Origin of the sequence: Streptomyces sp. NRRL B-24572 (assembly GCF_002156145.1) — a bacterium.
GTDB lineage: Bacteria > Actinomycetota > Actinomycetes > Streptomycetales > Streptomycetaceae > Streptomyces > Streptomyces vietnamensis.
Window position 1 is genome coordinate 1 of sequence record NZ_MWIG01000166.1, and the last position, 11,613, is coordinate 11,613.

The 11,613-nt window shown below is 72.5% G+C and carries 9 protein-coding genes; 8 read left to right on the forward strand and 1 reads right to left on the reverse strand.

Annotated features, from left to right (window positions below; translation table 11 throughout):
* Window position 1 precedes the first annotated feature (1 nt).
* The 3 genes from CCN56_RS10925 to CCN56_RS10935 all read left to right on the forward strand — a co-directional run bounded on the left by CCN56_RS10925 (window position 2) and on the right by CCN56_RS10935 (window position 3,778).
* On the forward strand, window positions 2–805 hold the full coding sequence (locus CCN56_RS10925; protein WP_086825937.1) for an EamA family transporter: 804 nt from the start codon (window positions 2–4) through the stop codon (window positions 803–805).
* A gap of 52 nt (window positions 806–857) precedes the next feature.
* Complete coding sequence (locus CCN56_RS10930; protein ID WP_086825939.1) at window positions 858–2,150, forward strand: PQQ-binding-like beta-propeller repeat protein; 1,293 nt, start codon at window positions 858–860, stop codon at window positions 2,148–2,150.
* 182 nt (window positions 2,151–2,332) lie between these two features.
* Window positions 2,333–3,778 carry an aldehyde dehydrogenase family protein gene (locus tag CCN56_RS10935; protein WP_086825940.1) on the forward strand — a complete coding sequence of 482 codons (1,446 nt, stop codon included), beginning with the start codon at window positions 2,333–2,335 and terminating at the stop codon, window positions 3,776–3,778.
* A 62-nt stretch (window positions 3,779–3,840) separates the two neighbouring features.
* Here the strand turns inward: CCN56_RS10935 and CCN56_RS10940 are convergent, their stop codons facing one another.
* Window positions 3,841–4,143 carry a putative quinol monooxygenase gene (locus tag CCN56_RS10940; RefSeq protein ID WP_086825942.1) on the reverse strand — a complete coding sequence of 101 codons (303 nt, stop codon included), beginning with the start codon at window positions 4,141–4,143 and terminating at the stop codon, window positions 3,841–3,843.
* A gap of 134 nt (window positions 4,144–4,277) precedes the next feature.
* Between CCN56_RS10940 and CCN56_RS10945 the strand changes: the two genes are divergently transcribed.
* From CCN56_RS10945 to ispG, 5 genes are all read left to right on the forward strand, one after another.
* A complete protein-coding gene (locus tag CCN56_RS10945; RefSeq protein ID WP_086825952.1) occupies window positions 4,278–6,200 on the forward strand; it encodes an acyl-CoA dehydrogenase family protein in 1,923 nt (640 codons plus the stop codon).
* A gap of 294 nt (window positions 6,201–6,494) precedes the next feature.
* A complete protein-coding gene (aroA, locus tag CCN56_RS10950) occupies window positions 6,495–7,730 on the forward strand; it encodes a 3-phosphoshikimate 1-carboxyvinyltransferase (protein ID WP_086825944.1) in 1,236 nt (411 codons plus the stop codon).
* Window positions 7,731–7,764: 34 nt separating this feature from the next.
* Window positions 7,765–9,015 carry a 1-deoxy-D-xylulose-5-phosphate reductoisomerase gene (dxr, locus tag CCN56_RS10955; RefSeq protein WP_086825946.1) on the forward strand — a complete coding sequence of 417 codons (1,251 nt, stop codon included), beginning with the start codon at window positions 7,765–7,767 and terminating at the stop codon, window positions 9,013–9,015.
* Window positions 9,012–10,319, forward strand: a complete 1,308-nt coding sequence (locus tag CCN56_RS10960) for an RIP metalloprotease (protein WP_086825948.1) — start codon at window positions 9,012–9,014, stop codon at window positions 10,317–10,319. The genes dxr and CCN56_RS10960 overlap by 4 nt, the downstream gene beginning before the upstream one ends.
* 103 nt (window positions 10,320–10,422) lie before the next feature.
* Window positions 10,423–11,580 carry a flavodoxin-dependent (E)-4-hydroxy-3-methylbut-2-enyl-diphosphate synthase gene (ispG, locus tag CCN56_RS10965; RefSeq protein WP_086825950.1) on the forward strand — a complete coding sequence of 386 codons (1,158 nt, stop codon included), beginning with the start codon at window positions 10,423–10,425 and terminating at the stop codon, window positions 11,578–11,580.
* The last annotated feature ends 33 nt before the right edge of the window (window positions 11,581–11,613 follow it).

Genomic DNA, 11,613 nt, shown 5'->3' on the forward strand with positions numbered 1-11,613 from the left:
GATGAAGCGGGCGCCGCCGTTCCTCTCCGGCGGCGCCCGCTTCATCACCGCCGGCCTGCTCCTCGCCGCGATCGTCGCCTGGCGCCAGGGCCCCGCCGCCCTCAAGGTCACCCGTCGGGAACTCGGCTCCGCCGTCCTCGTCGGCCTGCTCCTCATCCTCGGCGGCAACGGCCTCGTCGTCCTCGCCGAGACCTCCATACCCTCCGGCCTCGCCGCGCTCCTCGTCGCCGCCGTCCCCGTCTGGGTCGTCCTGCTCCGCACGGCCCTCGGCGACCGCCCCGGCCTCGGCGCCTTCGGCGGCGTCCTGCTCGGCTTCGCGGGCCTCGGCGTCCTCACCGTCCCGGGCCTGAGCGGCGAGGTGAAGATCGGCGGCGTGCTGCTCGTCCTCGTCGCGGCCCTGCTGTGGTCCGTCGGCTCCGTCTCCTCCGCCCGGCTGCCGATGCCCGCCAACCCCTTCACCGCGAGCGCGTACGAGATGCTGGCCGGCGGTCTCGCCGCGCTCACCCTCGGTCTCGTGCGCGGCGAACACCACGGCCTCGACCTGGGCGCCGTCTCCGGCCGCTCCTGGGCCGCCCTCGCGTACCTGATCGTCTTCGGCTCGCTCGTCGCCTTCACCGCGTACGCCTGGCTCCTCCAGTCCGCCCCGGTCTCCCTCGCCGCCACCTACGCCTACGTCAACCCGGTCGTCGCCGTCCTCCTCGGCGCCCTCGTCCTGAACGAGGCCCTGACCTGGCCGATCCTCCTCGGCGGTGCGATCGTCGTCGGCGGTGTCTGTCTGATCGTCTCGACCGAACGCCGGGGGTGATCGTTTCCCTCCTGTCCTGAGGGCTGACTTCGAGCCAAGGGGGGGATCCGGTATGGCGGCGGGATCGGGGACGAACGGCGAGCGCGGCGGACGCGGGGAGCCGTGGACCGGCTGGCGGAGAGGGCTGGGCTGCTCGACCGTCGCCCTCGTCGCGCTCGGCCTCCTGTTCGGCCTCGTCTACGTGTTCGCCGGCGATTCCGGCTACTGGCCCGGCTCGTCCGTGAAGACCGCGTGGGAGTCCCCGTACGACCGTCGCGCGTCCGACAGCGCCGGCTCCGACCACGACCGCCCCGACCCCGGCGACCAGGCCTGGCTCGACGGTGACACCCTCGCCCGCGGCCGCTACGACGGCGTCACCGCCTATGACGTCCGGTCGGGGAAGAAGCGCTGGGAGTACGTCGTCCCGGGCCGCGCCGACGTCTGCGCCACGAGCCCGGCCGCCGGCGACCGGGTCGTCCTGCTCGCGTACGGCGAGAAGGAGAAGAGCTGTGGCACCGCCGTCGCGATCGACCTCGCCGACGGCCGCGAACTGTGGAAGGTCTCCGCCAAGGCCGGCCGGTACTACAGCCTGGCCACCGGAGGCGGGCTCGGCCTGTTCCCGGAGGGCGGGGTCGTCCGCGCCGTCGACCTGAGGACCGGCGCCCCGCGCTGGACCGCCGGCTTCCCGAAGGGCTGCACCCCGGGTGAGGCCGGCCTCGCACAGCGGCAGGCCGTCGTCTCGCTGGACTGCGGCGCCGAGGAGAAGCTCGCCGCCCTCGACCCTGCCGACGGGACCGTGCGGTGGGTCGTGCCGCTCGACCCCCGGCGGGGCGTGAGCACCGATCTGGGCGTGGCGGTCCTCTCCGCCGACCCCCCGGTCGTGTCGCTCGTGGAGACGGTCGGCGAGGTGAAGACCGTCCTGTCCTTCGGAGCGGACGGCCGGCCCGCCGCCTGGATCGACCGCGTGGGCGACTACGGCACGATCGAGGAGGTCGCCGTCGCCGACGGACGGCTCTTCGCCATCGCCTCGTACCAGGGCAGCCAGAGCACCTGGGAGCGGATCGTCGCCTTCGACCTGGACACGGGCGACCAGGCGTGGCGGGTGGACGCCGGCAGCGCCGACTTCGGCGCCCTCGACGTGCGCGGGGGCCGGGTGACGACCGTCGACCTCGACAGGAAGTACGGGGACTCCCTGATCGTCCTCGACGCCGCCACCGGCGACGAGGAGGAGGACCGCGCCTTCAGGACCCGGGTCGGGTCGGGGTACGAGGGCGAGCTCGACGCCCTGTTCGCCGTCGGGGACCGGGTCGCCGTGGTCCGCTGGGGCGCGGGGAAGCGGCCCGTCTCGGTGTACGAACGCTGGTGACCCCGGCGGCGGCGCCGAGCCGAGTCGTCCGAGCGGTGCGGAGCCGCCGCGGCACAGCGCCAAAGCGGCGCAGCGGCGCCATCGCATCACTCCACACCGGACAAACCCGCGCCGGCCGTCCCGGCCCTACGGTGTCACCAGAGCAACCGCTCGCACCCCGAAACGGAAAGGGCCGGGACGCAATGACGACCACCCACGCCTTCTGGCTCGCCGGCCGCGAGGCCACCGGCGACGCCACCTTCGACGTCACGAACTCGTACGACGGACGTCTGGTCGGCAAGGTCAGCGTGCCCACCGAGGCCCAGGTCGAGGAGGCCGTCGCCGCCGCGCACGCCGTCGTCGACGAGTTCGCCGCGACCCCGGCGCACGTCCGCGCCGCCGCCCTCGACCACGTGTCGAAGCGGCTCGCCGAGCGCACCGAGGAGATCGCCCTCCTGATCTCCGCCGAGAACGGCAAGCCCATCAAGTGGGCCCGCGGCGAGGTCGGCCGTGCCGTCTCCGTCTTCCGTTTCGCCGCCGAGGAGGCCCGCCGCTGGAACGCCGGCGAGGCCCAGCGCCTGGACACCGAGGCCGGCGGCGCGGGCCGCCTCGCCCTCACCCGCCGCATCCCCAAGGGCGTCGTCCTCGGCATCGCGCCGTTCAACTTCCCGCTGAACCTGAGCGCCCACAAGGTCGCCCCGGCCATCGCCGTCGGCGCCCCGATCATCCTCAAGCCGGCCCCGGCGACCCCGATCTCCTCCCTGATCCTGGGCGAGATCCTGGCCGAGACCGACCTGCCGGCCGGCTCCTGGTCGATCCTGACCGTGCCGAACGACCGCATGCCCGCCCTCGTCCAGGACGAGCGCCTCCCGGTCATCTCCTTCACGGGCTCCGACAAGGTCGGCTACGCCATCCAGCAGTCGGTGCCGCACAAGCACTGCACCCTGGAGCTCGGCGGCAACGCCGCGGCCGTCGTCCTGCCCGACTGGTCCTCCGAGGCCGACCTGGACTGGGCCGCGACCCGCATCGCGACCTTCTCCAACTACCAGGGCGGCCAGTCCTGCATCTCCGTGCAGCGCGTGATCGCCGACGCCTCGGTCTACGACCGCCTGGTGCCGAAGATCGTCGCCGCCGTCGAGGCGCAGGTCACCGGTGACCCGGCGGACGACGCCACCGACGTCGGCCCGCTCGTCGACGAGGCCGCCGCCAAGCGCGTCGAGTCCTGGGTCGACGAGGCCGTCGCGGCCGGCGCCAAGCTCCTCGCCGGCGGCAAGCGCGAGGGCGCGACCTACGCCCCGACCGTCCTCACCGACCTCCCGGCCGACGTCACCCTGGCCCGCGCCGAGGTCTTCGGCCCGGTCCTGACGATCGCCAAGGTCGACGGCGAGGCCGAGGCCTTCGCCGCGGTCAACGACTCGGACTTCGGCCTCCAGGCCGGTGTCTTCACACACGACCTGCAGACCGCCTTCCGCGCCCACCGCGCGCTCGAGGTCGGCGGCGTGATCGTCGGCGACGTCCCCTCGTACCGCGCCGACCAGATGCCGTACGGCGGTGCCAAGCGCTCCGGCGTCGGCCGCGAGGGCGTCAAGTTCGCGATGGACGACTACACCTACGAGCGCGTCCTCGTCCTGACGGGCCTCGCCCTCTAAGGCGTACGCCTCACGAGACCGGCGGTCCGAGCCCACTGTGCGGGGGCTCGGGCCGCCTTTCGTCATGCGACGGGTGCGTCGACGAGGCGCACCACCTCCGCGGGCCCGGCGCGGAACGCCTTGTTCGCCTCGCCGGCCGCGACCATGTGCGGGGCGACGTCGTGCGCGGCGAGGGCCTCGGCGGAGGCCCAGCGCTCGATCAGGGCGAAGCGGTCGGGGTCGTCGGCCACCCGGTGGAGGTCGTACTGCAGGCAGCCCTCCTCCGCCCGCACCAGGGGTGCGAGCGCCTCGAAGGCGGCGATCTGTTCCGCGCCACGACCGGGCTGCGTGGCGACGAGGACGATGAGCTTGATCGGCTGAGACATGGCGCGGACCCTACGCGCGGCCCCCGCCGGACGGCCTGCGCGTCTCAACAGAAGGACATACCCGGAGGGACCCCCTCCTCTTTCCGGACCCACCGAAATCGGGTACGACGGACAGGAAGCCCCAGGAGGTGGAGATGTCCGCACCCGTCCAGCGGCCCAAAGTCACCGAGCGCGAGGCCCGGCAGGTCGCCGAGGCCGCGCGCGAGCGGGACTGGCACAAACCCAGCTTCGCCAAGGAACTGTTCCTCGGCCGCTTCCGCCTCGACCTCGTCCATCCGCACCCGCTCCCCGCCGCCGAGGACGTACGCCGCGGCGAGGCGTTCCTGGCCGTCCTGCGCGAGTTCTGCGAGACCCGGATCGACGGCGCCCGCATCGAACGCGAGGCCCGCATCCCCGACGAGACGATCACCGGACTCAAGGAGATCGGCGCCCTCGGGATGAAGATCGACCCGAAGTACGGCGGGCTCGGCCTCACCCAGCTGTACTACAACCGCGCCCTCGCCCTCGTCGGCTCCGCCAGCCCCGCCGTCGGCGCCCTGCTCTCCGCGCATCAGTCGATCGGAGTACCGCAGCCGCTGAAACTCTTCGGCACCCAGGAGCAGAAGGACGCCTTCCTGCCCCGGCTCGCGCGCACCGACCTCTCGGCCTTCCTCCTCACCGAGCCGGACGTCGGCTCCGACCCGGCGCGCCTGGCCACCACCGCCGTACCCGAGGGGGACTCGTACGTCCTCGACGGCGTGAAGCTCTGGACCACCAACGGGGTCGTCGCCGACCTGCTCGTCGTCATGGCCCGCGTCCCCGCCTCCGAGGGCCACAAGGGCGGCATCACCGCCTTCGTCGTCGAGGCCGACGCGCCCGGCATCACCGTCGAGCACCGCAACGCCTTCATGGGACTGCGCGGCCTGGAGAACGGCGTCACCCGCTTCCACCGCGTCCGGGTCCCGGCGGTGAACCGCATCGGCCCCGAGGGCGCCGGCCTCAAGATCGCCCTCACCACCCTCAACACCGGCCGGCTCTCCCTCCCCGCCGCCTGCGCGGGCGCCGCCAAGTGGTGCCTGAAGATCGCCCGCGAGTGGTCGGGGGAGCGCGAGCAGTGGGGCAGGCCGATCGCCCGCCACGAAGCCGTCTCGACCAAGATCTCCTTCATCGCGGCCACCGCCTTCGCCCTGGAGGCCGTCGTCGACCTCGCCTCCCAGATGGCCGACGAGAACCGCAACGACATCCGCATCGAGGCCGCCCTCGCCAAGCTGTACGGCTCCGAGAAGGCCTGGCTCATCGCCGACGAACTCGTCCAGATCCGCGGCGGCCGCGGCTACGAGACCGCCGACTCGCTCGCCGCCCGCGGCGAACGGGCCGTCCCCGCCGAGCAGGTGCTCCGCGACCTCCGCATCAACCGCATCTTCGAGGGCTCCACCGAGATCATGCACCTGCTGATCGCCCGCGAGGCCGTCGACGCGCACCTCTCCGTCGCCGGCGACCTCATCGACCCCGAGAAGTCCCTGGGGGACAAGGCGAAGGCGGGCGCCCGGGCGGGCGGCTTCTACGCCCGCTGGCTGCCGGGGCTGGTCACCGGGCCGGGTCAACTGCCGCGCGCGTACGGCGAGTTCGGCGCCCTCGCGGCCCACCTCCGCTACGTCGAGCGGACGTCCCGCAAGCTCGCCCGCTCGACCTTCTACGCGATGTCGCGCTGGCAGGGCCGCATGGAGCTCAAGCAGGCCTTCCTGGGCCGGATCGTCGACATCGGCGCGGAGCTCTTCGCGATGAGCGCGGCGTGCGTACGGGCCGAACTCCTCCGCACCACGACGGACCACGGTCGTGGGGCCGTGGAGCTCGCGGACGCCTTCTGCCGCCAGGCCCGCCTGCGTGTCGAGGAACTCTTCACCCGCCTCTGGTCCAACACTGACGACCTGGACCGCCGGGTCGTGGACGGGGTCCTGGCGGGCCGCTACTCCTGGTTGGAGGCGGGCATCGTGGACCCGAGCGGGGAGGGCCCCTGGATCGCGGACGCGACCCCGGGCCCGTCCCGGGAACGGAACGCCCACCGCCGCCTCCCCTGACCCGCTGCGCCTACCACCACCGCGAGCGGCGCCCGCCCGTTGTGGGCCTGCGCCCGCCCCGTTGTGGGCAATCGTTCCTCCCCCAGACTCCGTCCGGGAGGTGCCCCCTGGGCAAGGGGGCCCCTGCTCGAGCGAAGTCGAGAGCTTGGGGGAGGGTGGGCACAGCGGACCCGCGCCCTGCCGGCGCCCGAGGCTCCCGGGCCTGAACCCGCACCGGGGCGTGGCCCCGCCCGGCGCCGTCCACGTGGCGGACCGGACCCCCGTCGCGCCGCAGGCCACGGCAGGATGACCCCCGTGACCGTCATCGACATCCCCGGCTCCAAGTCCGTCACCGCCCGCGCGCTCTTCCTCGCCGCCGCCGCGGAGGGCACGACGACCCTCCTGCGCCCGCTCGTCTCCGACGACACCGAGGGTTTCGCCGAGGGCCTCGCCGCCCTCGGGTACGCGGTCCGCCGCGAGCAGGACGCCTGGCACATCGAGGGCCGTCCGGCCGGTCCGGGGACGGACGAGGCCGACGTGTACTGCCGTGACGGCGCCACCACCGCACGCTTCCTGCCGACCCTCGTCGCCGCCGGCCACGGCACGTACCGCTTCGACGCCTCCGCGCAGATGAGACGACGACCCCTCGCCCCCCTGACGACCGCGTTGCGCACCCTGGGTGTCGATCTGCGGCACGGGGAGAGGGACGGCCACCACCCGCTCTCCGTCCATGCCGCCGGGGTCAAGGGCGGGGCGCTCACCCTCGACGCCGGGCAGTCCTCCCAGTACCTGACCGCCCTCCTGATGCTGGGCCCGCTCACCGCCGAGGGCCTCGACATCACCGTCACGGACCTGGTCTCGGAGCCGTACGTCGAGATCACGCTCGCGATGATGCGGGCCTTCGGGGCCGAGGTCGCCCGGGAGGGGCGTACGTACCGGGTCGCCCCCACCGGCTACCGGGCACGGACGTACGGCATCGAGCCCGACGCCTCCACCGCCAGCTACTTCTTCGCCGCCGCGGCCCTCCAGCCGGGCCGCTCCGTCACCGTCCCCGGCCTCGGGACCGGCGCCCTCCAGGGCGACCTGGCCTTCGTCGACGTGCTGCGCCGCATGGGCGCCGACGTCGAGATCACCGACGGCGCCACCACGGTCCGCTCCACCGGGACCCTGCGCGGCCTCACCGTCAACATGCGGGACATCTCGGACACCATGCCGACCCTCGCCGCGATCGCGCCGTTCGCCGACGGCCCGGTCCGCATCGAGGACGTCGCCAACACCCGGGTCAAGGAGTGCGACCGGCTCGACGCCTGCGCCGAGAACCTCCGCCGCCTCGGCATCACCGTCGAGACCGGCCCCGACTGGATCGAGATCCACCCCGGCACCCCCACCGGACCCGTCGAGATCGCCACCCACGGCGACCACCGGATCGTCATGTCCTTCGCGGTCACGGCCCTCCGCGCCCGGGGGATCACCTTCGACGACCCCGGCTGCGTGAAGAAGACGTTCCCCGACTTCCACCGGGTGTTCGACACGTTCGTCCGCACCCCGTGAAGACCGCACGGTCTTTGCGGCAAGAATGGGGGGCATGAGCGACCGCCCCTCTCCTCTCGCCGATCCGCACATCGCCTTCGACGTGTCCGAAGGACGCCGGGACATCGTCGTCCTCGGCTCGACCGGGTCCATCGGCACCCAGGCCATCGACCTGGTGCTGCGCAACCCCGACCGCTTCCGGGTCACCGCCCTCGCCGCCTCCGGCGGCCGGATCGGGCTGCTCGCCGAGCAGGCGCACCGGCTGAAGGTCCGGACGGTCGCGGTCGCCCGCGAGGACGCGGTCGAGGAGCTGCGTACGGCCCTGAAGGCGCTGTACGGCTCCGAGCCCCTGCCCGAGCTCCTGGCGGGCCCGGACGCGGCCACCCAGGTCGCCGCCTCCCCGTGCCACACCGTCCTCAACGGCATCACCGGCTCCATCGGCCTCGCGCCCACCCTCGCCGCCCTCGAAGCGGGCCGCACCCTCGCCCTCGCCAACAAGGAGTCGCTGATCGTCGGCGGCCCCCTGGTGAAGGCGCTCGCCAAGCCGGGCCAGATCATCCCGGTCGACTCCGAGCACGCGGCCCTCTTCCAGGCGCTCGCCGCGGGCACCCGCGCCGACGTCCGCAAGCTGGTCGTCACGGCCTCCGGCGGCCCCTTCCGCGGCCGTACGCGCGAGCAGCTGGCCCACGTCACCCGCGAGGACGCGCTGGCCCACCCGACCTGGGCGATGGGCCCGGTCATCACGATCAACAGCGCGACCCTGGTCAACAAGGGCCTGGAGGTCATCGAGGCCCACCTGCTCTACGACATCCCGTTCGACCGCATCGAGGTCGTCGTCCACCCGCAGTCGTACGTCCACTCGATGGTCGAGTTCACGGACGGCTCCACGCTCGCCCAGGCCACCCCGCCGGACATGCGCGGCCCGATCGCCATCGGCATCGGCTGGCCCGAGCGGGTCCCGGACGCGGCCCCCGCCTTCGACTGGACCAAGGCCTCCACCTGGGAGTTCTTCCCGCTCGACACCGAGGCCTTCCCGTCCGTCGGCCTGGCCCGGCACGTGGGCGAACTCGGCGGCACCGCCCCCGCCGTCTTCAACGCCGCGAACGAGGAGTGCGTCGAGGCGTTTCTCGCCGGACGCCTGCCGTTCAACGGAATCATGGATACGGTCACTGCGGTCGTCACCGAGCACGGGCAGCCCGCCAAGGGAACTTCGCTCACGGTGTCGGACGTCCTCGAAGCGGAGACCTGGGCGCGCGCCCGGGCCCGAGAGCTCGCAGCGAAGGCAACAGCGGAGGCCCGCGCATGACCGAAATGCTCCTGTACGCCCTGGGCATCGTGCTGTTCGCCCTCGGCCTCCTCGTCTCCATCGCGTGGCACGAGCTCGGCCACCTCTCCACGGCCAAGCTCTTCGGCATCCGCGTGCCGCAGTACATGGTCGGCTTCGGCCCCACCATCTGGTCGAAGAAGCGCGGCGACACCGAGTACGGCATCAAGGCCATCCCGGCCGGCGGCTACATCCGCATGATCGGCATGTTCCCGCCCGGCGAGGACGGCAAGATCGAGGCCCGCTCCACCTCGCCCTGGCGCTCCATGATCGAGGACGCCCGCGAGGCCTCGTACGAGGAGCTGGAGCCCGGCGACGAGACGCGGCTGTTCTACACGCGCAAGCCGTGGAAGCGCGTGATCGTGATGTTCGCCGGACCGTTCATGAACCTGGTCCTGGCGGCGGCGCTGTTCTTCGGCTCGATGATGACGCTGGGGATGCAGAAGGCGACGACCGAGGTCGCAGGCGTCCAGAAGTGCGTCCTCAAGCTGAGCGACAAGCGCCAGGAGTGCCGGCCGGGCGACCCCGTCTCCCCGGCGTTCAAGGCGGGCCTCAAGGACGGCGACAAGATCGTCGCCCTCGACGGCCGGCCGGTCTCCGACTGGGACACCCTCTCCGACCGCATCCGCACCACCCTCGGCCCGGCCACCCTCACCGTCGAGCGCGACGGACAGCGGGTCGACCTCCACCCGAACCTCGTCACCAACATGGTCGAGAAGAAGGACGCCGACGGGAACGTCGTCCGGCCGGTCCAGTACGTGCCCGCCGGCTACCTCGGCTTCCAGCCGAAGGCGGAGGTCAGGGCGCTCACGTTCGGCGAGACCACCGAGGAGATGACCACCCTCCTGGAGAACGGCGTCCATTCGGTGATCGCCCTGCCCGGCAAGATCCCCGGTCTCTGGGACGCCACCTTCGGCGACGGCAAGCGCGCCGAGGACTCGCCCGTCGGAGTGCTGGGCGCCGCCCGGCTCACCGGCGAACTCATGACCGTCGACGCCCCGCCCGAGCGGATCCTCGTCATGTTCATGAACTTGCTGGTGTACTTCAACGTCTCGCTGTTCCTGTTCAACATGCTCCCGCTGCTGCCGCTCGACGGCGGTCACATCGCGGGCGCCCTGTGGGAGTCCGTCCGCCGTCACGCGGCCCGGATCTTCAAGCGCCCCGACCCCGGCCCGTTCGACGTGGCCAAGCTGATGCCCGCCGCCTACGTGGTGGCCGGTGTCTTCGTCTGCTTCACGCTGCTCGTCCTCGCCGCCGACATCGTCAACCCGGTGAAACTGACGTAGCCCGCAGGGGGGCCGGACCCGGTGGTGTCCGGCCCCCCGCCCCCGGGGCGGTAACCTCGGAACCCTGAGCCCGCCGACGCACAACCTTGAGGTTGCACTTCAGATGACCGCGATTTCTCTCGGTATCCCGACCGTTCCGACCCGGCTCGCCGAGCGGCGCAAGAGCCGCCAGATCCAGGTCGGCAGCGTGGCCGTCGGCGGTGACGCGCCCGTCTCCGTCCAGTCGATGACGACGACCCGCACCTCCGACATCGGCGCCACGCTCCAGCAGATCGCCGAGCTGACCGCCTCCGGCTGCCAGATCGTGCGCGTGGCCTGCCCGACCCAGGACGACGCCGACGCGCTCGCGACGATCGCCCGGAAGTCCTCCATCCCGGTCATCGCCGACATCCACTTCCAGCCGAAGTACGTCTTCGCCGCGATCGACGCCGGCTGCGCGGCCGTCCGCGTCAACCCGGGCAACATCAAGCAGTTCGACGACAAGGTCAAGGAGATCGCCAAGGCGGCCTCCGACGCCGGCACCCCGATCCGGATCGGCGTCAACGCCGGCTCGCTCGACGCCCGCCTGCTGAAGAAGTACGGCAGGGCCACCCCCGAGGCGCTCGTCGAGTCCGCCCTCTGGGAGGCCTCCCTCTTCGAGGAGCACGGTTTCCGCGACATCAAGATCTCGGTCAAGCACAACGACCCGGTCGTCATGGTCGAGGCCTACCGCCAGCTCGCCGCCCAGTGCGACTACCCGCTGCACCTCGGCGTCACCGAAGCCGGTCCGGCCTTCCAGGGCACCATCAAGTCGGCCGTCGCCTTCGGTGCCCTGCTCTCCCAGGGCATCGGCGACACCATCCGCGTCTCGCTCTCCGCGCCGCCGGCCGAGGAGATCAAGGTCGGCATGCAGATCCTGGAGTCGCTGAACCTGCGCCAGCGCCGCCTGGAGATCGTCTCCTGCCCGTCCTGCGGCCGCGCCCAGGTCGACGTCTACAAGCTCGCCGAGGAGGTCACCGCCGGCCTCGACGGCATGACCGTCCCGCTGCGCGTCGCCGTCATGGGCTGCGTCGTCAACGGCCCCGGCGAGGCCCGCGAGGCCGACCTCGGCGTCGCCTCCGGCAACGGCAAGGGCCAGATCTTCGTCAAGGGCGAGGTCATCAAGACCGTCCCCGAGTCGAAGATCGTCGAGACCCTCATCGAGGAGGCGCTCAAGATCGCCGAGCAGATGGAGAAGGACGGCGTCGCCAGCGGCGAGCCGACGGTCGCGATCGCGGGCTGACCCCGCCGGAGCGTTTCGCCGAGCCCCTCCACC

Excerpts from the sequence above, each read along its gene's own strand:
- CCN56_RS10930 (WP_086825939.1), top strand. The coding sequence starts at position 858 with ATGGCGGCGGGATCGGGGACGAACGGCGAGCGCGGCGGACGCGGGGAG.
- dxr (WP_086825946.1), top strand. The coding sequence starts at position 7,765 with ATGAGCGACCGCCCCTCTCCTCTCGCCGATCCGCACATCGCCTTCGAC.
- CCN56_RS10935 (WP_086825940.1), top strand. The coding sequence starts at position 2,333 with ATGACGACCACCCACGCCTTCTGGCTCGCCGGCCGCGAGGCCACCGGC.
- CCN56_RS10960 (WP_086825948.1), top strand. The coding sequence starts at position 9,012 with ATGACCGAAATGCTCCTGTACGCCCTGGGCATCGTGCTGTTCGCCCTC.
- CCN56_RS10940 (WP_086825942.1), bottom strand. The coding sequence starts at position 4,143 with ATGTCTCAGCCGATCAAGCTCATCGTCCTCGTCGCCACGCAGCCCGGT.
- CCN56_RS10925 (WP_086825937.1), top strand. The coding sequence starts at position 2 with ATGAAGCGGGCGCCGCCGTTCCTCTCCGGCGGCGCCCGCTTCATCACC.
- CCN56_RS10945 (WP_086825952.1), top strand. The coding sequence starts at position 4,278 with ATGTCCGCACCCGTCCAGCGGCCCAAAGTCACCGAGCGCGAGGCCCGG.
- ispG (WP_086825950.1), top strand. The coding sequence starts at position 10,423 with ATGACCGCGATTTCTCTCGGTATCCCGACCGTTCCGACCCGGCTCGCC.